The organism is Aminobacter sp. UC22_36, from assembly GCF_044056035.1.
Classification (GTDB): Bacteria; Pseudomonadota; Alphaproteobacteria; order Rhizobiales; family Rhizobiaceae; genus Aminobacter.
The window spans coordinates 3638721-3659262 of sequence record NZ_CP171996.1 but is presented as its reverse complement, the minus strand read 5'-3'; the positions used below and the strand labels follow the sequence as shown (position 1 = coordinate 3659262).

General features: G+C 63.4%; 18 protein-coding genes. 8 read left to right on the top strand and 10 right to left on the bottom strand.

Annotated elements, in window-relative coordinates; genetic code table 11:
- Nucleotides 1-55: 55 nt before the first annotated feature.
- Nucleotides 56-2725 carry an autotransporter outer membrane beta-barrel domain-containing protein gene (locus ACHMW7_RS21340; protein ID WP_395447471.1) on the top strand — a complete coding sequence of 890 codons (2670 nt, stop codon included), beginning with the start codon at nt 56-58 and terminating at the stop codon, nt 2723-2725.
- A gap of 33 nt (nt 2726-2758) precedes the next feature.
- Here the strand turns inward: ACHMW7_RS21340 and ACHMW7_RS21335 are convergent, their stop codons facing one another.
- The 6 genes from ACHMW7_RS21335 to ACHMW7_RS21310 form a co-directional block, all read right to left on the bottom strand.
- Entirely contained in the window at nt 2759-3082 is a 324-nt protein-coding gene (locus tag ACHMW7_RS21335) for a YnfA family protein (RefSeq protein WP_395447470.1), read from the bottom strand.
- Nucleotides 3083-3166: 84 nt separating this feature from the next.
- Nucleotides 3167-4456, bottom strand: a complete 1290-nt coding sequence (locus ACHMW7_RS21330; RefSeq protein WP_395447469.1) for a class I SAM-dependent methyltransferase — start codon at nt 4454-4456, stop codon at nt 3167-3169.
- 143 nt (nt 4457-4599) lie between these two features.
- Entirely contained in the window at nt 4600-5178 is a 579-nt protein-coding gene (gene rplI, locus ACHMW7_RS21325; RefSeq protein ID WP_395447468.1) for a 50S ribosomal protein L9, read from the bottom strand.
- A 216-nt stretch (nt 5179-5394) separates the two neighbouring features.
- Nucleotides 5395-5643 carry a 30S ribosomal protein S18 gene (gene rpsR, locus ACHMW7_RS21320; RefSeq protein ID WP_018427106.1) on the bottom strand — a complete coding sequence of 83 codons (249 nt, stop codon included), beginning with the start codon at nt 5641-5643 and terminating at the stop codon, nt 5395-5397.
- The gene (gene rpsF / locus ACHMW7_RS21315) at nt 5643-6131 is read right to left on the bottom strand and encodes a 30S ribosomal protein S6 (RefSeq protein ID WP_184773813.1); all 489 of its coding nucleotides are present in this window, start codon (nt 6129-6131) and stop codon (nt 5643-5645) included. Before rpsF ends, rpsR begins: the two co-directional genes overlap by 1 nt.
- A 306-nt stretch (nt 6132-6437) precedes the next feature.
- Nucleotides 6438-8294, bottom strand: a complete 1857-nt coding sequence (locus ACHMW7_RS21310; protein WP_395451398.1) for an LTA synthase family protein — start codon at nt 8292-8294, stop codon at nt 6438-6440.
- Nucleotides 8295-8722: 428 nt separating this feature from the next.
- Here ACHMW7_RS21310 and fabD point away from each other — a divergent pair, with 428 nt between their 5' ends.
- From fabD to gmk, 7 genes are all read left to right on the top strand, one after another.
- A complete protein-coding gene (gene fabD / locus ACHMW7_RS21305; protein ID WP_395447467.1) occupies nt 8723-9664 on the top strand; it encodes an ACP S-malonyltransferase in 942 nt (313 codons plus the stop codon).
- A gap of 56 nt (nt 9665-9720) precedes the next feature.
- Nucleotides 9721-10458, top strand: coding sequence for a 3-oxoacyl-[acyl-carrier-protein] reductase (gene fabG / locus ACHMW7_RS21300; RefSeq protein ID WP_395447466.1), 738 nt, complete (start codon nt 9721-9723; stop codon nt 10456-10458).
- Between the two features lie 196 nt (nt 10459-10654).
- Entirely contained in the window at nt 10655-10891 is a 237-nt protein-coding gene (locus ACHMW7_RS21295; RefSeq protein WP_055978681.1) for an acyl carrier protein, read from the top strand.
- A 29-nt stretch (nt 10892-10920) separates the two neighbouring features.
- Nucleotides 10921-12183, top strand: a complete 1263-nt coding sequence (fabF, locus tag ACHMW7_RS21290) for a beta-ketoacyl-ACP synthase II (protein WP_395447465.1) — start codon at nt 10921-10923, stop codon at nt 12181-12183.
- A gap of 106 nt (nt 12184-12289) precedes the next feature.
- Complete coding sequence (mltG, locus tag ACHMW7_RS21285) at nt 12290-13492, top strand: endolytic transglycosylase MltG (protein ID WP_395447464.1); 1203 nt, start codon at nt 12290-12292, stop codon at nt 13490-13492.
- Between the two features lie 66 nt (nt 13493-13558).
- Nucleotides 13559-14449, top strand: a complete 891-nt coding sequence (locus ACHMW7_RS21280; RefSeq protein ID WP_395447463.1) for a YicC/YloC family endoribonuclease — start codon at nt 13559-13561, stop codon at nt 14447-14449.
- A gap of 3 nt (nt 14450-14452) precedes the next feature.
- Complete coding sequence (gene gmk, locus ACHMW7_RS21275; RefSeq protein ID WP_395447462.1) at nt 14453-15106, top strand: guanylate kinase; 654 nt, start codon at nt 14453-14455, stop codon at nt 15104-15106.
- 42 nt (nt 15107-15148) lie between these two features.
- On the opposite strand, the gene rsmA is transcribed toward gmk, so the two are convergent.
- The 4 genes from rsmA to ACHMW7_RS21255 all read right to left on the bottom strand — a co-directional run bounded on the left by rsmA (nt 15149) and on the right by ACHMW7_RS21255 (nt 20535).
- Nucleotides 15149-15979 (bottom strand): 16S rRNA (adenine(1518)-N(6)/adenine(1519)-N(6))-dimethyltransferase RsmA, encoded by an 831-nt coding sequence (rsmA, locus tag ACHMW7_RS21270; RefSeq protein ID WP_395447461.1) that lies wholly within the window; start codon nt 15977-15979, stop codon nt 15149-15151.
- A 100-nt stretch (nt 15980-16079) separates the two neighbouring features.
- Nucleotides 16080-17099: a 4-hydroxythreonine-4-phosphate dehydrogenase PdxA gene (gene pdxA / locus ACHMW7_RS21265; RefSeq protein WP_395447460.1), complete on the bottom strand. Its 1020-nt coding sequence runs from the start codon at nt 17097-17099 to the stop codon at nt 16080-16082.
- Between the two features lie 3 nt (nt 17100-17102).
- A complete protein-coding gene (locus tag ACHMW7_RS21260; RefSeq protein ID WP_395447459.1) occupies nt 17103-18035 on the bottom strand; it encodes a SurA N-terminal domain-containing protein in 933 nt (310 codons plus the stop codon).
- A gap of 121 nt (nt 18036-18156) precedes the next feature.
- Nucleotides 18157-20535: an LPS-assembly protein LptD gene (locus ACHMW7_RS21255; RefSeq protein WP_395447458.1), complete on the bottom strand. Its 2379-nt coding sequence runs from the start codon at nt 20533-20535 to the stop codon at nt 18157-18159.
- Between the last annotated feature and the right edge of the window lie 7 nt (nt 20536-20542).

The window sequence follows — 20542 nt, the reverse complement described above, 5'->3', positions numbered from 1 at the left end:
AGGGGCCGAAATCCGCGCCGTGGCGGCATTGGCCTCATCTGCTTGAGGAGGCAACATGCACATTCTTCGCCCTGCACCGGCTCGGATCGGCTGGCTGGCATCCACCGCCATGGTCTTGTTGAGTTCGACTCAGGCCGGCTTTGCCGCCTGCGATCTGACACCGACTGCCGGCAACAGCATCTATGTCTGCGACAGCGGTGCGAGTGCAGGGCTTACCGACATCGATGGCACCAACACGCTGACCTTGCCAGGTGGTGGTACCGGCACGATCAATGGCAACGTTGTCTTTGGCGGTTTTGTCGATCGGGTTGAAGTCCATAGCGGCGCCATCACCGGCAACGTCCAGCAAGGCGGCGGAATCGACGGCTTTCTGATGAGCGGCGGCCAGATTCAGTCGCTCAGCCAGGGCGACGGTCTCGACACATTCTTCATGTCTGGCGGGCGTATCGTCGATTTCTTCGAAGATGGCGACACGGCATACATGACCGGCGGCCGCATCGGGCGCGTCAACATGAAGCTCGACGACAACCTGTTCGACATGTCTGGCGGCACGATCGACAAGAACTTGGTCACCGGCTTCGGCAATGACACCATCATCCTTTCAGGCGGTACGATCGGCGGCAACATCAGCGTCAGTGGCGGCACCGATAGCGTGACGGTGACAGGCGGCTCCGTCGGCGGCAGCGTGCTGCTGAGCGTCGGCACGGACACTTTCACCTGGGACGGCGGCGGCATCATCTACGGCACTGTCGATCTTGGCGGTGACAATGACACGGCAAAGCTCAGCAATCTCAGCAACGCCAATATCGGTGCGACGGTTGCGGTCAATGGCGGGGACGGCACGGACAGTCTGACATTCGACAATGTCTCGGCAGCCGGCATTGCGCGGTTCCAGAATTGGGAAACGATCGACGCCACCAACGACACCGAACTGACCTTCGACGGCAATCTTGTGCTCGGCGACGCCGGCACCGGCACTGGCACGCTGACGGTCGACGCCACCAGCACCCTGTTCGGCGGTGGTCAAGATGCAAGCGTGCTGGCTGTCAGTGGGCTGGCAAATGTCATCAATGCCGGTCGCATCGACCTGACCAATGGCGGCGGGGGCACCGGCGATACGTTCACGATCAATGGGAATTACCAGGGCAACGGCGGACTGCTGTTCCTCGACACTGAACTCGGCATCGACGGCTCGGCCTCGGACAAGCTGGTCATATCGGGCGGCAACGCGACGGGCTCGACGGGCATCGAAATTGTCAATGCCGGCGGTGCCGGCGGTTTGACCGTCGCGGACGGCATATTGGTGGTCGAGGCGATCGGCGGTGCGACGACCGGAGGTGCTTTCGCCCTCGCCGGTCGAGTGGCCGCAGGCGCTTACGAGTACTTCTTGTTCAAGGGCGACTTCGCTGGTGCCGGCGAGAACTGGTATCTGCGCTCGACGATGTCCGCGACCAGTCCAGAGCCGGCGCCGGGGCCTTCTCCGATCGAACCAAATCCCCAACCTGCGCCCGTCGACCCCGAAACAGCGTCACCGCCGCCGACGTCAGAGATACCGCCGGTGGTGATTCCGGGCGAGGGCGACCCCGTCACACCGCCTGTTGACCCGACCCCGCCGGTGCTGCCCACGGATCCGGAGCCCGAGGCACCGCCAGCGCCACCGGTCACTGGCGAGCCGACACCACCGCCACTGACCGAGACGCCGCAATTGGTGGACAATCCAGCCGCTGTGATGCCGCTGCCCAATCCGGAGCGGCTCGTAGGTGGCGCAATGCCGCTCTTCCGTGGCGAGGTTCCGACCTACGCGGTCATTTCGCCACTCGCCCACTACCTCGCCATGTCGACACTGGGCACATTCCACGAGCGCCGCGGCGAGCAGCCCGAAGTGCAAGGTGCCGGGCAGATGCCGGCGGTATGGGGCCGCGTCTTCGGACAGAGTGTCGACATGTCCTGGACCGGAACCCTGACGCCGAACTTCGATGGCACGCTGTTTGGCATGCAGGCCGGCCTCGACATCTATGGCTGGGAGACGGATAGCGGCCATCACGACCGCATCGGCCTGTTTGTCGGCCACACGCGTGTCAGCGGCGACGTGAAGTCGCCGACGATCGCGGGACCGGTGGCAGATTTCGGCGACATCAATGCCAACGGTACCAGCCTCGGCGCCAGTTGGACCCATGTCGGCCCCGGCGGCTGGTACCTCGACGGCGTCCTGATGGGCACCTGGTTCGGTGGCGATGTCACCTCCAGCGGCGGCGAAAGCCTCGATGTCGGCGGAACTGGAGTCACTGCTTCGCTCGAGGGCGGCTACCCCATTGCCCTGACGCCGGAATGGACGTTGGAGCCGCAGGGCCAGTTGGTGTGGCAGCATCTGTCGCTTGACGACCAGGCCGACAGCTTCTCGACTGTGGCGTTCAATTCCGACGATGTGCTGACCGGGCGGTTGGGTGTACGGTTGCAAGGTCTCTTCCAGACCGAAGCCGCGACGCTGAAGCCGTATCTCAAGGCCAACATCTGGCATGAATTCGACGGTGAGGGAGGCATCAGCCTCGGCAGCGACCCGATTGCCGTCGAGACCGGAGGAACATCCGTCGAGTTTGGCGGCGGCGTGATCGCAAAGCTAACCGAACAGACCAGCCTGTTTGCCACCGCTGACTACACCACCAATATCGGCGGCGAGAAGAAGCGCATCTTCGAAGGCAATATCGGTCTCAGCGTCAAATGGTAGGGAACACGGCTCCGGTCGGCCTTGTCGCCTTGTTCACGCGCCTCTTGGCGCCAACAGGATGATCGAGGCGCCGAGAATGCAGATCGCGGCGCCGACCATGTCCCAGCGGTCGGGCCTGATGCCCTCGGCGAGCCACAGCCAGCCGAGCGACGCGGCGATGTAGATGCCGCCATAGGCGGCATAGGCGCGGCCTGCGGCGTTGGCTTCGACCAGTGCCAAAAGCCAGGCAAAGGCGACCAGCGAGACGAGGCCGGGCACGAGCCAAAGTGGTGATTTCTCAAGCCGCCACCACGCCCAGAAGGCGAAGCAGCCGGCGATCTCGGCAAGGGCAGCAGTGGCGTAGATGGCATAGGTCATGAAAAAAGCCCGGCTCGTGGAGAGACGGGCTTTTTCCTATGCCATCCATATGAGGCGCAAGGGCCAACATCAGCTGGCGCGATCCTACTCCTTGTCAGCCACCTTCCTGCGGCGGCTGGTCTTGCCGGCAGGTTCGGTCTGGCGATGCGCTATCTCGTGCATGGCTAGCGCCTTTTCGCACTTGCCGATGTAGTCGCGGGTCAATGGCAGCGTGTCGTTGCGGTGGGCGAGCTGGATCTGGAAGACCATCAGGTCCTGCCATCGGAAGGCAGCCTCGGATGCCGCGAGATAAAACTCCCACATCCGGCAGAAACGCTCGTCATAGATCGCCTTGGCCCTGTCGCGATTGGCGGCGAAACGAATACTCCAGTGCCTCAGCGTGTCGGCGTAATGCAGCCGCAAAATCTCGACGTCGGTGACCATCAGGCCGGCCTTTTCGATCGCCGGCAGCACCTCCGACAGGGCAGGGATGTAACCGCCGGGGAAGATGTGCTTGCGGATGAAGGCGCTGGTCGAGGCCGGTGGACCGGCACGGCCGATCGAGTGCAGCACCATCACGCCATCGGGCTTGAGCCGCTTGGCGACATTGTCGAAGAAGGTGCGGTAGTGGTTGACGCCGACATGCTCGAACATGCCGACCGAGACAATGCGGTCGAAGCGTTCGACGAGGTCGCGGTAGTCCCTGATCTCGAAATGGACCTGGTTCTCAAGCCCTTCGGCCTGGGCCCGTTCGGTCGCGACCGCGTGCTGTTCGGTCGACAGCGTGACGCCGAGTACCTGGGCCTCGAAGGTGCGGGCGAGATAGAGCCCGAGCCCGCCCCAGCCGGAGCCGATGTCGAGCACCGACTGGCCGGGCCTGAGCCGCATCTTGGCGGCGATATGCGCCTTCTTGGCGATCTGTGCCTCTTCCAGCGTCATGTCGGGGTCGGCGAAATAGGCGCAGGAATATTGCATGTCGGTGTCGAGGAAGAGGCGGTAGAGATCGCCCGACAGGTCGTAGTGGCGCTGCACGTTGCGCTTGGCACGGGCGGCGGTGTTGACCTGCTGGAAACGGCGGAAGGCGAGCCGGAACTTATCGAGCGCCTTGGTCCAGGCGGTGTCGATGCTGCCGTTGCCGAGGTTCTGGAACACGACCCGCATCAGCCCAAGCACGTCGCCTTCGACGATGTCGAGATCGCCGTCCATATAGGCTTCGGGCAAGGCGAGCATGGGATCGAGCGTGATGGCGCTTTCGGCGCGCCGTGTCTTGATGAGGAGATGGACCGGATCGCCTGTGTCATCGCCGAAACGATGCGACCGCCCATTGGGGCCGGTGACTGTCAGGCTGCCGGTGCGCACAAGCTTCCCGACGATGCGTTGCAACAACATGTTCATGGCGTGCTCGCGAAAAGGTCAGTCGTGTAGTCCGATCTTGAACATAGGAACGACGCTGCCAAGTTCCACGCCTGGCACAAAAAAAGCCCGGATGTTGCCATCCGGGCTTGGTCCAGAAAACTGGATTGAGACAGAGGCCTGGATCAGCCCTCGTCGCCTTCGCCGTCTTCGTTCGGATCAAAGAAGCTGTCCGGACGGGCGTTTTCGTTGATGTCGTCGCCGTAGATGGCTTCGGCGGTTGTCAGCGTCTCGCCCTTCGACTGGCGCTCGGCTTCGTCGGCCGTGCGTGCGATGTTCAGCGTGATGGTGACTTCGACTTCGGCGTGCAGGGCGATCGCTACGTTGGTCAGGCCGATGTTCTTGATCGGCTGGTTGAGCTCGACCTGGTTGCGGGCAACCGTGAAGCCTTCGGCGATCAGCAGATCGGCGATGTCGCGGGTCGAGACCGAACCGTAGAGCTGGCCGGTTTCGCCAGCCGAACGCACGATGACGAAGGACTTGCCGTCGAGCTTGTCGGCAACCTGCTGGGCTTCCGACTTGCGCTCGAGGTTGCGGGCTTCGAGCTGAGCGCGCTGGCCTTCGAACTTCTTCTTGTTGGCTTCGTTGGCGCGGAGCGCCTTGCCCTTGGGCAGCAGGAAGTTGCGGGCAAAGCCGTCCTTGACCTTGACGGTGTCGCCCATCTGGCCGAGGCGGGAAATACGTTCGAGGAGAATGACGTCCATTTTCCTTGTCCTTTCGTTGGCTGCAAAGGCAGCGAAATGATTTCAACGGGCAAGGAAGCAGGGAAGGGCGTTGCCGCCGGTTTCGCTGTCCTGCCTGTCGCGGCAGTTAGGATTTCCTGGGAAATCCAACCCGGGATTTTGAGACCTAACCTGCCACGCCCGTCGGAGCAGGAAAATTCCGGCCCAAGCGACGAAGCGCCTGGGCCGGAACTGATATCACTTCACCACGTAGGGCAGCAGGCCGAGGAAGCGGGCGCGCTTGATCGCCTGGGCGAGTTCACGCTGCTTCTTCTGGCTGACGGCGGTGATGCGCGAAGGAACGATCTTGCCGCGCTCGGAAATGTAGCGCTGCAGCAGACGCACGTCCTTGTAGTCGATCTTCGGAGCGTTGGCGCCGGAGAACGGGCAGGTCTTGCGGCGGCGATGGAAGGGACGACGGGTCGGGATCTGATTGATGTCGACCATTATTCTGCACCCCCTTCAACACCTTCGCGCGGACGGCGCGGGCCACGATCACCACCGCCATCGCGGTCGCCGAAGCTGCGCGGGCCGCGATCACCGCGGTCGCGGTCGCCGAAGCTGCGCGGACGGTCGCCGAAGCCACCGCGTTCGCCACGCTCGGAGCGCTCTTCGCGCTTCTGCATCATGGCGGAGACGCCTTCTTCATGCGCATCGACCTTGATGGTCAGGAAGCGCAGAACGTCTTCGGACAGGCCCTGCTGGCGCTCGACTTCCTTGACGGCAGCCGACGGAGCGGTGATGTCCATGAGCGTGTAGTACGCCTTGCGGTTCTTGTTAACGCGGTAGGTGAGGGACTTCAGTCCCCAGTTCTCGACCCGGCCAACCGATCCGCCTGCTGCAGTGATGATGCCCTTGTAGTGTTCGACAAGTGCATCGACCTGCTGCTGCGAGAGGTCCTGGCGGGCAAGAAACACATGTTCATAAAGAGCCATAGTTTTTGCCTTTCTTCGTTTCCATCTTCCGGTCCCGGCGGCTAGAGCCTCTGCGACCTCCCTGATCCATCGAAGGCCTAGGCCATCTCAGGAGAAGAAAGGAGCACGACGAGACGGTCGAGAGCGGAGACACGGGAGGCGGAAGCGTTTTCGCTTCACACGGCGACTTCCAAGGAAGCCTCCGGCCCTCCGTTCAGCCCCCAGCTGGGACCGGCAGATGGCGGGCGTCTACATGCTAAGTGCCGCCAAGGCAAGGGGCGAGGCCGAGATTCTCAGGAAAACCGGCCTTTTCCGGCCAGTTCTGGCTCAGCCGAAAGCCTCGTCGCGGAGGAAAAGCGGCGAGCGGGTGCGGTTGGCGACGACCTTGTCGACAGTCTCGGGGAAGAAGCCCTTGGCGCCGCGGCGCTTGCCGAACATCATGTCATATTGGAGCCAGCGGAAATCGCGGATCGCCGGGTCGAGTTCCTTCTGGCGCGACCAGTCGAACACCGACTCGCCCTCGCGCGGCAAAAGCATGTTGCGGTCGACCACGCGGAAGCGGTCATGCAGGTCGCCGAGGAAGCCGGTGTAATAGGGGTGGCTGATGCCGGCGGTCTTGAGCACATGCAGCGGCAGGAAGGCCGGGCTGATCGAGCCGATGTCGCGCGCCGGGCCGGTACGGTTGGACCAGACGACGAGCGGTGTCTCGTGCTGGACCAGCATCTCGCCGATCGGCGCCTTGCGCTTGGCGACCGGCTCTTTCATGAAACCGGTCTCGACATAGACGGGACCGAGCGGCGGCAGGTGGTCGCCGAAGAAGGCAATTACGGTCGGACGCTCGCGCTTGCTCGCCCAGTCCATCAGGCGCTTGAGGCCACGGTCGGCGTCAGACGCGCCTTCGGCATAGGTCAGGATCGAATCACGCGCCCACGGCGTCGTTGCCGCGTCGACCTTGTGGGTCGTGTCGCTGTAGCGGTTCGGCTCGTAGGGGCCGTGGCTCTGTAGCGAGACCGCAAAGAAGAAGAACGGATGCTCGGTGGCGTCCGCCTCGCGGATGATCTCTTCCGTCAGCGCGGCGTCGGATGCCAGCGGCCCGCGCTTTTCGAGTGGCGGCAGGTTTTCTTCCGACATGAACTGGTCGAAGCCGAAGGCCTTGTAGACGGGTGCGCGGTTCCAGAACCAGCCGCCGAACGGGTGGATGGCCTTGGTTTCGTAGCCTTCGCTCTTGAAGAAGGTGGCGAGCGACGGCACCGGCGCGCGGACATATTGCTGGTACGGGATCGATCCGGCCGGCAAGAAGGCGTTGGAAAAGCCGGTCAGGGCCTCGAATTCGACATTGGCGGTCATGCCGCCGAATTCGGGCGAAAAGACGTGGCCGGACTGCGAGGCGCGCACGTTCTGGATCGGATCGGGCGTGATCTTGACGCCAGGCAGAAGCGTCGGATCCCAGAAGGATTCGCTCATCACGATGATGACGTCGGGCTTTTCCTCGGGCAGGACTGCGGCTGCCTGCTCGGGCCTGGCAATGGCGTCGATCGCCTTGTCGGAATAGTCGTGCGGCGCCTTGACCTTGGCCATCGGCACGTTGAGCGCAAAGGCAATGGCAAAGCCGTTGGAAGCGTAGTTTTCCTTCTGGTCCCACATCATCGGGATGATCTGCAGGCGGTCGCGCGTCCACGAGAAGGTCGCGTAATCCATGATCGAGACGAAGAAGGCGAGGGCAGGAATGGCGATGGCCAGGCGCGACATGCGTGCCCAGAACGACAGCGCCGGCATGCGGCGGCGCCAGTAACGCCAGGCGAGCACGAGCAGCGAGATGCCGGCGATGAGGCCAACTGCAATGCCGATGCCGGCAAGCGGCCGCTCGCGCACCAGCAGCGGCATCAGCTCGACGATCTGGCGGGCATAGAGGAAATCGGTCGGGTAGAGCGGGTCGCCGAGATACAGCGACTTCTGGTGGCCGACGAAGGCCAGCATCAGCGCCACCGGTGCGACGATCAAGAGGCCGTTGTAGGGGCGCCCGAGCAGCGCATCGAAGCCAATGATCAACAGGGCAAACAACGCAACCGTCGTCCAGCTCGGCTTGAACGGCTGCTGGAAGAAATTGAGGGTGTCGACGAACGAACCGCGCGCGACGAACTCGATGGCAAAGACCAGGGCTGCCGAAACAGCAAGCGTGATCATGACCGAGCGCAGGACGCCCAAGGCATAGGCACGCCGGCTGAGCAATTCAGCCTCGTTTTCCCCGTCATTGGCGACGGCCTTGCCGGTCGCGATTAGCTTGGCCAACTCAACTTCCTCGAACGCTGGACGGCGGCGTCACGCAACCGTCACGAAACTGTCATCGAAAACCTAGCGCATATGGCAAAATTGAGAAGGATGGGGCAAACAAAACGTGTTTCGCATTAATTCTCTGTGATTATTTGCCCCAAACAGGCCCCAAAGCCCTCAAGACTTGACTTCACGCCATCCATTGCGCCAGAGGCACAACGATATGGCGTGCTGCTTGTTCCCGAACGTGCAAGGGGCGCTCCACGTGATAAGTCTGCGCATCGCGCCCTCAGAAACCGATTCCGGTTCGGGCCGATGCGGCAAGTAGCCAGGAGACCGACATGGCCATTGCATTCACTTTTCCGGGGCAGGGCAGCCAGGCCGTCGGCATGGGCAAGGAACTTGCCGATGCCTTTCCCGAGGCGCGCCGCGTGTTCGAGGAGGTCGACGATGCGCTGGGCGAAAAGCTGTCCAAGCTGATCTGGGAAGGTCCTGAAGAGACGTTGACGCTGACGGCCAACGCCCAGCCGGCGCTGATGGCCGTGTCGATGGCTGCCTTCCGGGCGCTGGAAGCGCGCGGCCTGTCGCTGAAGGACAAGGTTTCTTACGTCGCCGGCCACTCGCTCGGCGAATATTCCGCACTTGCCGCCGCTGGTTTTGTCTCGGTCGCCGATGCTGCGCGCCTGCTGCGCATCCGCGGCGATGCCATGCAGGCGGCGGTGCCGGCGGGCCAGGGCGCGATGGCTGCGATCATCGGCCTCGAACAGGCCGACGTCGACGCGGCCTGCGCAGCAGCGGCCGAGGGTTCCGTCTGCCAGATCGCCAACGACAATGGCGGCGGCCAGCTGGTCATTTCAGGCGAGAAGGCAGCAGTCGAGCGCGCGGCAAAGCTGTGCACCGAAAAGGGCGCCAAGCGCGCTTTGATGCTGCAGGTCTCCGCGCCTTTCCATTCGGCGCTGATGGCGCCAGCTGCCGAGAAGATGCGCGAAGCGCTGGCCAGTGTGAAGAAGCATGCGCCGATTGTTCCTGTCGTTGCCAACGTCTCGGTCCAGCCGATCACCGATCCGGAAGAGATCGCCGCCCGCCTCGTCGAGCAGGTTACCGGCCGTGTCCGCTGGCGCGAGACCGTCGAGTGGTTTGGCAACAATGGCGTGACCACGCTCTATGAAGTGGGTGCCGGCAAGGTGCTGTCGGGCCTCGCCCGTCGTATCAACAAGGACATCGCGACATCAGCCGTCAACAACCCGGTCGACGTCGAGGCGGCCATCGCCGCGCTCGCCTGAGCAATTCAAACGACCCCACCCGTGTGAAGGGTGCGCTCTTCAAGGAAGGTAGCAAAATGCTCGATCTGACTGGCCGCAAGGCGCTCGTCACCGGTGCATCCGGCGGCATCGGCGAAGAAATCGCCCGTATCCTGCACAAGCAGGGCGCCATCGTCGGCCTGCACGGCACCCGCATAGAGAAGCTCGAGGCGCTAGCCAACGAGCTTGGCGACCGCGTCAAGCTGTTCCCGGCCAATCTCGCTGACCGCGACGAGGTCAAGGCGCTGGGCCAGAAGGCCGAGGCTGATCTCGAAGGCGTCGACATCCTGGTCAACAATGCCGGCATCACCAAGGATGGCCTGTTCGTGCGCATGTCGGACGCCGACTGGGACAGCGTCATCGAGATCAACCTGACGGCGATGTTCCGCCTGACGCGCGAGCTGACGCACCCGATGATGCGCCGCCGCCATGGTCGCATCATCAACATCACCTCGATCGTCGGCGTCACCGGCAATCCCGGCCAAACCAATTATTGCGCCTCCAAGGCGGGGATGATCGGCTTTTCGAAGTCGCTGGCCCAGGAGATCGCGACGCGCAACATCACCGTCAACTGCGTGGCGCCGGGCTTCATCGAATCGGCGATGACCGAGAAGCTGAACGACAAGCAGAAAGAGGCGATCATGGCGGCGATCCCGGCCAAGCGCATGGGCACCGGCAAGGAAGTCGCCTCCGCTGTCGCCTATCTCGCTTCGGACGAGGCTGCCTATGTCACCGGCCAGACGATCCATGTAAATGGCGGCATGGCGATGATCTGATTGGGCCGATAGGCCGGGATAACCTGGCCTTTTGCCTTGGACGCGGAGAATTTTTCGTGTATTGCCGCGCTCCATCAGGTGGCCGGGCCGAGACCGGACCGCCACCCGAGCGCTTGGGAAAGCGCAGATTACAGCTTGATTAGCGGCAATCCGCCCGCTAACGAAGACCTAACAACACCAGACTGAGGATGCCCACATGAGTGACACCGCAGAGCGCGTCAAGAAGATCGTCATTGAACATCTTGGCGTTGACGCCGACAAGGTGACGGAAGCTGCAAGCTTCATCGACGACCTGGGCGCGGACAGCCTCGACACGGTCGAGCTCGTCATGGCTTTCGAAGAAGAATTCGGCGTCGAGATCCCCGATGACGCGGCCGAGACCATCCTCACCGTTGGCGACGCCGTGAAGTACATCGACAAGGCTTCGGCCTGAGCGATCGCGAATTGTCAGGGATGCCTGCGATGAGGCGTGTGGTCGTCACGGGCCTTGGCCTGCTTTCACCGTTCGGCATGGGCTACGAGCACGGCTGGAAGGAGCTTCTTTCCGGCCGGAGCGCCGCAAGGCGTATCTCGGAGTTTGAGGTCGAAGATCTCCCCTGCAAGATCGCCAACGTCATCCCCAGGGGTGACGGCAGCGACAATAGCTTCAATCCCGAAGCGTTCCTTGAGCCCAAGGAACTGCGCAAGATCGGCGACTTCATCCTGTACGGGATCGCCGCTGCCGACGAGGCATTGAAGGATTCGGGCTGGCAACCCAAGACGCCGGAAGAGCAATACGCGACCGGCGTGATGATCGGCTCGGGCATCGGCGGCATCGACGGCATCGCCGAAAACGCCCTGATCCTCAAGGAACGCGGCCCTCGCCGCATCAGCCCCTTCTTCATTCCAGGCCAGATCATCAATCTGGTCTCGGGCCAGGTTTCGATCAGGCACGGGCTCAAGGGCCCCAACCATGCCGTCGTCACCGCCTGTTCGACCGGCGCGCACGCCATCGGCGACGCCGCCCGCCTGATCATGTTCGGCGATGCCGACGTGATGCTGGCCGGTGGTGCCGAAGCTCCGGTGACGCGTCTGTCGCTTGCCGGCTTTGCCGCCTGCAAGGCGCTGTCTACCGACCGCAACGACGAGCCCGAAAAGGCCTCGCGCCCTTATGACCGCGACCGCGACGGTTTCGTCATGGGCGAAGGTGCCGGCGTTGTCGTTCTCGAAGAGCTCGAGCACGCCAAGGCGCGCGGCGCCAGGATCTATGCCGAAGTCGTCGGCTACGGCCTGACTGGAGACGCCCATCACATCACGGCACCCGCCGAGGATGGCGACGGTGCATTCCGCTGCATGACGGCCGCCCTCAAGCGCGCCAAGCTGTCGCCGGCTGACGTTGACTACATCAACGCCCATGGCACCTCGACCATGGCCGATACGATCGAGCTCGGCGCCGTCGAGCGTCTCGTCGGCAATGCCGCCTCCAAGGTGTCGATGTCGTCGACCAAGTCGTCGATCGGTCACCTGCTCGGTGCTGCCGGTGCCGCGGAGGCGATCTTTTCGATCCTCGCCATTCGCGACAACATCGTTCCGGCGACGATCAATCTCGACAATCCCGAGCGTGAGACGGCCATCGATCTCGTGCCGAACAAGCCACGCGCCCGGCAGGTCGATGTCGCCTTGTCGAACTCCTTCGGCTTTGGCGGCACCAACGCCTCGTTGGTTTTCCAGCGCTTCAACGGCTGATAGGCTGTGGGAAGGGGCCCTTTGAGGGCCCTTTGCCGTGATTTTTGCCACATTCAAGCCTAGTCTCCCGGCGGGGATTCGACGCAAGAGGGAGTGGCGAGGCAAGATGAGCATCAATACGCCTGGTTCGGGAGAAGGTGCGCCACGCGCCGCACCGGCCAATCCAATCGTTCCAAAGACCGCGCAGGAAGCGTTGCGACCCGAAATCGGTACGCCGCCGCCGAAGCGCTCGCGCGCCTCGCGCAACCAGATCGTCGTGTTCATGAACTTCATGATCTCGCTCGTCATGCTGGTCATCCTGGCAGGCGGTGCGGCACTCTATTTCGGCAAGCAGGAGTTCGGCGGCACAGGCCCTTCGACGGTGCCGGCAACCTTCCTGGTCAAGCCGAGCACCGGCGTGCAGGACATTGCCGACCAGCTCGAGCGGCGCGGCCTGATCAGCGACGCGCGCGTCTTCCGCATGGGCGTACGCGCCTACGGCAATGACGGTGCACTCAAGGCCGGCGAATACGAGATCCAGGCCGGTGCTTCGATGCACGACATCATGGAACTGCTGAAGAGCGGCAAGTCGGTGCAGTACTCGCTGACGATCCCTGAAGGCCTGACCGTCGAGCAGGCGTGGAAGCGCATCGCCGACAACGAGGCACTGAGCGGCGATATGCCGGCCGAGATGCCTGCCGAGGGCACGCTTGCTGCCGACACCCAGCGTTTCACACGCGGGCTGACGCGCCAGCAGATCGTCAACAAGATGCTGGCCGACCAGAAGGAACTTGTCGAAGACATCTGGGCACGACGCACTGCCGACCTGCCGCTTGCCGACGTCAACGAATTCGTGACGCTGGCCTCGATCGTCGAGAAGGAAACGGCCCGCGGCGACGAACGCTCGCGCGTGGCGGCCGTCTTCATCAACCGCCTCAACAAGGGCATGCGGCTGCAGTCGGATCCGACGATCATCTACGGTATCTTCGGTGGCAAGGGTAAGCCGGCCGACCGGCCGATCTTCCGCTCCGACATCGACAAGCCGACGCCCTACAACACCTATTCCATCAAGGGCCTGCCACCGACGCCGATCGCCAATCCAGGCAAGGCCTCGCTCGAGGCGGTGGCCAATCCATCCAAGACCAAGGACCTTTATTTCGTTGCCGACGGTTCGGGCGGGCATGTCTTTGCCGAGACGCTGGACGAGCACAATGAGAACGTCGCCCGCTGGCGCGCCTTCCAGCGCAAGGTCGTCGAGGACGAGAAGGCGGCTGACGAGGCCGATCCGGCCAAGAAAGACGCAGCGACAACCAACGCCGTCAAGAAGTAAGAACAAGCCTCGCCTTTGCACCATTCGGGTACAAAGGACGCTGCAAGAACAGGGACGCGCTGCCAGATGAACCTGCAGAGCATGACAGGCTTCGCCCGCGTGGCGGCGGAGCACGACGGAACGGCAATCGCCTGGGAAGTGAAGTCGGTCAACGGCAAGAGCGTCGACGTGCGCCTGCGCCTGCCGCAGGGGTTCGAGCGGCTCGAACCGTCCGTCAGGCAGGCCATCCAAAAACGTTTTTCGCGCGGCAATGTGCAGGCGACGCTGACCGTCAGCCGCACCGGCGGTGCGATGGTACAGCCAGTGATCAACGAGGTGTTCCTGCGCGACGTGGCGGAGCTTGCCACGCGTCTCGTCAAGCAATATGGCGCAGCGCCTGCCAGCGCCGACGGCCTGCTTGCGCTGCGCGGCGTGTTCGACGTGCCGGAAGCGGTCGAGACGGACGAGCAGCGTGCGGCGATCGATGCCGTGATCATGCATTGCCTGGAAGCCGGGCTCACTGGTCTCGTCGATGCACGCAAAGCCGAGGGCGAGGCGCTGCAGGCGCTGCTGTCTGACCATATCTCGACCATCGAGACGCTGACGCTGCAGGCCGAAGCCGACCCGTCGCGCGAGCCGGCGCAGATCCGCCAGCGCCTGGCTGAACAGGTGCGCCTGCTGCTTGAGGCATCACCTGCGCTTGATGAGACCCGGCTCAACATGGAAGCGGCGTTTCTGGCGACCAAGGCCGACATCCGCGAGGAGATCGACCGGCTGAAGACGCATATCGCCTCGGGGCGGGCGCTGATTGCGGGCGGCGGTGCTATCGGCCGCAAGCTCGATTTTCTGGCGCAGGAATTCAACCGCGAATCGAATACTCTGTGCTCGAAGTCGAACGCCGCCGCAGTGACCGCAATTGGGCTGGAACTGAAGGCCGTAGTCGATCAGTTTCGCGAACAGGTTCAGAATCTGGAGTAGCGCATGAGCGCCGAAAACCCCTCAAACGCCATCAGGCGCCGCGGCCTGATGCTGGTGTTGTCTTCGCCTTCGGGCGCCGGCAAGTCGACTATCGCGCGCAATCTGCTGGAAAGCGACCCGGGCCTCGAGCTGTCGGTCTCCGTGACGACCCGCGCCCGTCGCGGCAGCGAGATCGACGGCATGCACTACCATTTCCGCTCGATGCGCGACTTCGAGCGACTGCGCGATTCCGACGAACTGCTCGAATGGGCCGAAGTGCACGGCAACTACTACGCTACACCGCGCGAGCCCGCCGAAATCGCCATGGCGCAAGGCCGTGACATGCTGTTCGACATCGATTGGCAAGGTGCCGAGCAGTTGAAGGAAAAAATGCGCGCCGACATCGTGTCGATCTTCATCCTGCCGCCGTCGATGGGCGAGTTGAAGGCGCGCCTGCGCCGGCGGGCAGAGGACCAGGACGCGGTGATCGAAACCCGGCTGCACAACGCGCGCGTCGAGCTCGAGCACTGGCGCGACTACGACTATGTCGTCGTAAACGACGACCTCGACAAGGCTTTTGCCTCGGTCAAGTCGATCGTCACGGCCGAGCGCCTGCGTCGCGACCGCCGGCCCGGCCTGTTCGATTTTGTTTCGAAATTGCTTGAAGAAAAGGTCTGAGCCCGTTTTTAGCCTCCTCACAGGGGAGGGTAAAATCTGCGCTCAGACGGCCTTTGCCAGCGCCACGAACTCTTCGACGCTGAGCGTTTCGGCGCGGCGCGTCGGGTCGATGCCGACTGACACCAGCAGCTTTTCGCCACCCATGCTTTTCAGACTCTGGCGCAGCATCTTGCGGCGCTGGCCGAATGCCGCCTCGGTGACGCGGCCAAGCACCCTCACATCGGCTGTCAGCGGCTCTCTGCGCGGTTCCAGATGGATAACCGACGAGATGACCTTGGGCGGCGGCGTGAAGGCTTGTGGCGGTACGTCGAAGGCGATGCGCGCATCGGTGCGCCATCCCGCGAGAACGCCGAGGCGGCCAAAGGCCGAACTCGCCGGCTTTGCCACGATGCGCTCGGCAACCTCGCGCTGGAACATCAGGGTCAGCGACTGGTAAAAGGGCGGCCAGGCTTCGACGGTCAGCCAGCGGACCAGCAATTCGGTACCGATATTGTAGGGCAGGTTGGCGACAATCTTTGTCGGCTCGCCGCCCGCGAGCGCCGCAAAGTCGGTCTTCAGCGCATCGCCTGATACCACTTCCAGTCGGCCCGGGTAGTGGTCTGAAATTTCAGCCAGTGCCGCCAGGCAGCGCTCGTCACGCTCAATGGCGATGACGCGCTTGGCGCCATGCATCAACAGAGCGCGGGTCAGGCCGCCGGGACCGGGCCCGACCTCGATGACAGTGACGCCGGAGAGATCACCGGCGGCGCGCGCCACCTTGCCGGTGAGGTTGAGGTCGAGCAGGAAATTCTGGCCGAGCGCCTTCTTGGCCTGAAGGCCGTGGCGTTCGATGACGTCGCGAAGCGGCGGCAGGCCGTCGATGCTGGTGCTCATAATGTCCTGGAGCCTGTGCCATTCCGGTTGAACCGGAACGGGGCTCTGTCCTTTTGTTGGAGCATGATCTCTTTCGAAAACCGGTTCCCATTCTTCGGGATCATGCTGTGGCCTCGACGTCAGCCAGTCGTCGCGCCAGCTTGAGTGCGGCGATCAGGCTGTCAGGCCGGGCGATGCCCTTGCCAGCGATGTCGAAAGCGGTGCCGTGATCGGGCGATGTCCGGATGAAGGGCAAGCCGAGCGTGACGTTGACCGTCTCGTCGAAGGCGAGCGCCTTGGCCGGGATCAGCGCCTGGTCGTGATACATGCAGATGGCAGCGTCATAGCCGGCACGGGCGCGGGCATGGAACATGGTGTCGGCGGGCAGGGGGCCGAAAACATCGATGCCTTGCGCCCTGAGTGCTTCGACGGCCGGGCGGATGACGCGTTCGTCCTCGTGGCCCATGGCGCCACCTTCCCCGGCATGCGGATTGAGCCCTGATATGGCGATACGCGGCTGGGCAATGCCGAAGCGGGCCCGCAGGTCATGTGCGGTGATCCGCACGGTCTCGACGATGGCAGCCGTGGTCAGCGCCTTCGGTACTTCGGCCAGAGCGATATGGATGGTCACGGGCACGGCGCGCAGTTCAGGCCCGGCGAGCATCATGACGGGCGTCGCTGCGGCGCCGGTCTTTTCCGTTGCCAGATGGGCGAGATACTCGGTGTGGCCGGGAAAGCGGAAGCCGGCATCGTAGAGCGGCTTCTTGGCGATCGGGCAGGTGACGACGGCGGCCGCGCGACCTGCAAAGGTATCAGCAACAGCGCGGTCGATGGCCTCGATGATGCCGGCAGCGTTGCGCTTGTCAGGCAGGCCCGGCGCATCGACGAACGCAGCTTCGAGCGGAACGACGGGCAGGGCGTTGGCAAAGGCTTTTGCGGCGCCGGCGGGGTCGGTTTCGACAATGGCGAGATCGATGCCCAGGGCGCGCGCGCGCGCCGCAATCAGCCTTGGGTCCGCGAGGAGGTAGAAGGGCGGCACATCCGCCCCGTTGCGCAGCCGCCAGGCGGCGACAGCGATTTCGGGACCAATGCCAGAGGGATCGCCTGACGTCAGCGCCAGTGGCACGCTATGGGCAGCCACGGCCTAGCGGGTGACGATGCGAGCCTTGGCCCGCAGCTCTTCGATGTACTTCTTGTTGAGCTCGTCGGCCTTTGCGTCGCCCTGCTTGCCTGCACCCTCGGCCTGGAAGACCATCTGGGCGACCTTGTCGTCGGAGACCTCGCGCGAGCTGCAGACGCCGATGAACTCGACGCCGCGATCGGTTTCGCGCACCGGTGTCGCGCCTCCGACCTTGAGCTTCTTGATCTCCTCTGCCCATTCGGGCGGCAACTGCGGGGCGATGACCCGGCCGAGGTCGCGCACGGTGACGTCGAGCAGGCCCTTGGCAAAATCGCGCGTCTGTTCGCAGCCATTGAAGCGGCCGCGCATGGCATCCGCTTCGCGCTTGCGCTTGGCGATCGAACCACGCTCGGATGCAGGCACGACGAAGATCACCTGCTGCAGCATATATTCAGTCGCACTCGGCTTGGCGCCGCCTTGCTGAAGCATGCGGCGCACGGCGTCCTGTTCGCTCGAGCCACCGCCGCCATCGGCAGAGCGGAAGCGGGCGCCAAGCGCCTGGTTCCAGCCCATCTGGGCGCGAATATAGTCCTTGAAATGGCTGCTGGTTACACCGGCCTGCCCGAGGATCTGGTCCATCTGCGCGGGCTTGAGCTTGTTGGAGCCGGCGAAGCGCGCATAGGCGTCATCGACCTGCTTGTCGGAGATGCGGATGTTGAGCCGCTTCATCTCCGCCACGCGCAACGTCTGCTCGATCATTTCCTGGCCGGCATCGCCCTTGCGCTTCTGCAGCTTGAGGAAAGCCGCACGGCGCTGGATGTCGTAGCTGGTGATCGGCACGTCATTGACGATGTACTTGATTTCACTGGCCTGAGCCGGAGGCGCGTAGGCGGTGATCGAAAGCGACGTCGCCGCCACGAGCAGGGCGAGGCCTGCTGAAAAGAGGTGCTTCCGCATAGAATTAAGTCCCGTTCAAACCCCAGATCCGGGCAGTGCCCGGATACGTGTTGCCCCGTCATTGGCCGCGTTATGCGGCAAAACGATGTCAGGCCGCCCCCGCCGCCGTTCCGTCGCTTCTTTAGAAGCTGCTCGTCGCGTTGCCGAAGTCGCCCAGCGTACGGAACGAGATGTTGAAGCCCACTGTGCGCGAGACGTCGTCAGGTTTATTGTGATCGCGGCTTTCGGCGTAGGACATCATGTAGGTGAAGCATTCGTCATCATAGGCGAAGCCGAGGCCATTCTTGACGAGCAGATCGCCCTTGATGTCGTAGGTGCCGGAGCCGAAGACCCGCCATTCGTCGTTGAAACGAGCGGTGGCGCCGAGCGTGACTTCGTGACGATCAGTTGCAAAGCCGTAGAGCGGCTGTGCTTCGATGAAGGCGTAGCGTGCCGAAACCGCGATCGGCCGGGCGTCGAGGCCAATCTTCATTTCAGCGCGGCGAACGTCGAAGGTGCGCTCGTCGAAACGGCCGCTGACCGATGCCGAGAAGCCGTTGGGGCTGGCAATGCCGGCCAAGGCTACATAGTCGGACGTATCGGTCTCAAGGCCGGAATAGGCGCCGGCATTGACGAGATCGGGTGCGGCAAACGAGTTGTCGCCGGCCAGGTGATACGACTGGCCGACCAGCGCGTTGGTGGTCCAGCCATTGTTGAAGCTGCCGGAATAGCGCAGGCCGAGATTGGCGCGCGTGCCGCCTTCCATGCGATCATAGCCGGAGAACTTGTCGCGCTCGAACAGCGAGGCCGCGTCGAAGACAAAGCTCTGGGCGTCTTCGTTGGGGATGCCGAGGGCGCTGATGTGGCTTTCGCTCGGGCGGGCAAAGATCTGGGCCATCGGTTCGAGCACATGGGTCGAGCTTGTCGACGAAAACAGCACCGGCCAACGCAGCTCGAGGCCAAGGGTGGCCATGTAGCGGAACAGCGACGAGCGCACGTCATCCGCGACGTTGATCCGCGAATCGTTTGCCATGTCGTTGATGGCGGTAAGCGAGGCGGCCGACGCATCGACATAACTGCCGTCGGCGCGGAAGGCGAGCAGCGGCGTGACGAGCAGGCCGCCATCTGTGATGATCGTCCGTTTCCACTCGGCTTCGGCGGTGATGCGGCTTGATGTACCTTCGATGCCGTGGACCGTGGGTGAGAGCGTAGGATCATACACCGTAGTGTCGAGGTCCGAACGCTGGATGACGCGCGCGTTGAGGTCGAACGAGAGTTCGCCTCCGGCCAGCGGCGTGTCGGGAATGTAGGCATAGTCGAGCGACGGCAGCACCCAGGGCTGCTTGTCGGCGCGGGCATTCGGGTCGCTGTCGAGCGCTTCTTCCTGGACCTGGAAGCGCATCGCGCGCAGGTCGAAGTAGTTCCGGTCGTTGAGGCCGGTCAGATAGACCTCCGAGCGGTGCGTGCTGTCGGAGAAGCCGTTGATGCCGTAGGTGCGTGAAAAATTCTTGTCGGTCTGGGCAAGGATGTTCCAGCCAAAGGCCCAGCGCGGATTGAGGTCGAAATGACCCTTTGTGCCGACCATGCCGCGCAGCTTGTTTTCGTCGCCGGCCGGCCCGCGATCGACGGTATTGGCGTCGAATTTGTCCGGGTTCATCTGGTAGATGCCGGCCATCTTCAGGCTGTATTCGCCATTGTTGAAGCGCTGGCGCCATTCGGCCTCGCCGAGGAAGCCCTGGCGGGTGTAACCGGTGCCCTTGACAGTGAGATCATAGGTCGGCGAGAGCGCGAAGTAGTACGGGATCGAAACGCCGACGCCGAGCTCGCTCTTGTAGCTGACGCCGGGCATCAGGAAGCCGCTCTTGCGCTTCACCGTCGGGTCGGCAATCTCGAACGCCGGCAGGAAGGCGATGGGGAAGCCGAAGAACTCGAAATTCGAGTTCTCGAACCGCACCGTCTTCTTCTGGCCGTTCCAGATGATCTTCTGCGCCTTGACGCGCCAGATCGGCGCCTTGTCGGGCTTCTGCTCGCACGGTTCGCAGGCGGTGTAGACGCCATTGTTGAACGTCGTCAGGAAGCCGCCCTCGCGCTTGGCGCTTTCGGCGGCGAAATAGGTCTTGTCGACGGTCTCCAGGCGCAGCGTGTTGACGAAGCCGTCGGCGAAGTCGTCGGTGATGTCGATCTCTTGCGAGAAGATCTTGGTGCCGTCTGAATTGACGACTTCGACATTGCCGCTGGCGACCAGCCGCGACGTCTTGCGGTCATAGGTGACGCGCTGGGCAACGAGACGGTTGCCGGCATAGTCGATCTGCACGCCGCCCACCGCAGTGACGGTGCTGGCGTCGTTGTCATAGACGAGCGTGTCGGCCTCGAGCAGCATCTGCGCGCCCTCGGGCACGCTGGGTGCGAGGTCGGCAACTGTCTGTGCGAATGCAGGCGCTGTCGGCAGCGCGCATGCAAGAACGCACGCGAGCGCAGTCGCACCGAAAAGGCCTGCCCTGTGGGCCCTGCGGTTGGCCATTGCGCCC

Excerpts from the sequence above, each read along its gene's own strand:
- fabF (WP_395447465.1), top strand. The coding sequence starts at position 10,921 with ATGAGGCGTGTGGTCGTCACGGGCCTTGGCCTGCTTTCACCGTTCGGC.
- ACHMW7_RS21260 (WP_395447459.1), bottom strand. The coding sequence starts at position 18,035 with ATGCGGAAGCACCTCTTTTCAGCAGGCCTCGCCCTGCTCGTGGCGGCG.
- gmk (WP_395447462.1), top strand. The coding sequence starts at position 14,453 with ATGAGCGCCGAAAACCCCTCAAACGCCATCAGGCGCCGCGGCCTGATG.
- ACHMW7_RS21280 (WP_395447463.1), top strand. The coding sequence starts at position 13,559 with ATGAACCTGCAGAGCATGACAGGCTTCGCCCGCGTGGCGGCGGAGCAC.
- mltG (WP_395447464.1), top strand. The coding sequence starts at position 12,290 with ATGAGCATCAATACGCCTGGTTCGGGAGAAGGTGCGCCACGCGCCGCA.
- ACHMW7_RS21330 (WP_395447469.1), bottom strand. The coding sequence starts at position 4,456 with ATGAACATGTTGTTGCAACGCATCGTCGGGAAGCTTGTGCGCACCGGC.
- ACHMW7_RS21340 (WP_395447471.1), top strand. The coding sequence starts at position 56 with ATGCACATTCTTCGCCCTGCACCGGCTCGGATCGGCTGGCTGGCATCC.
- fabG (WP_395447466.1), top strand. The coding sequence starts at position 9,721 with ATGCTCGATCTGACTGGCCGCAAGGCGCTCGTCACCGGTGCATCCGGC.
- rpsF (WP_184773813.1), bottom strand. The coding sequence starts at position 6,131 with ATGGCTCTTTATGAACATGTGTTTCTTGCCCGCCAGGACCTCTCGCAG.
- ACHMW7_RS21295 (WP_055978681.1), top strand. The coding sequence starts at position 10,655 with ATGAGTGACACCGCAGAGCGCGTCAAGAAGATCGTCATTGAACATCTT.
- ACHMW7_RS21310 (WP_395451398.1), bottom strand. The coding sequence starts at position 8,294 with ATGATCACGCTTGCTGTTTCGGCAGCCCTGGTCTTTGCCATCGAGTTC.
- rsmA (WP_395447461.1), bottom strand. The coding sequence starts at position 15,979 with ATGAGCACCAGCATCGACGGCCTGCCGCCGCTTCGCGACGTCATCGAA.
- ACHMW7_RS21335 (WP_395447470.1), bottom strand. The coding sequence starts at position 3,082 with ATGACCTATGCCATCTACGCCACTGCTGCCCTTGCCGAGATCGCCGGC.
- ACHMW7_RS21255 (WP_395447458.1), bottom strand. The coding sequence starts at position 20,535 with ATGGCCAACCGCAGGGCCCACAGGGCAGGCCTTTTCGGTGCGACTGCG.
- fabD (WP_395447467.1), top strand. The coding sequence starts at position 8,723 with ATGGCCATTGCATTCACTTTTCCGGGGCAGGGCAGCCAGGCCGTCGGC.
- rpsR (WP_018427106.1), bottom strand. The coding sequence starts at position 5,643 with ATGGTCGACATCAATCAGATCCCGACCCGTCGTCCCTTCCATCGCCGC.
- rplI (WP_395447468.1), bottom strand. The coding sequence starts at position 5,178 with ATGGACGTCATTCTCCTCGAACGTATTTCCCGCCTCGGCCAGATGGGC.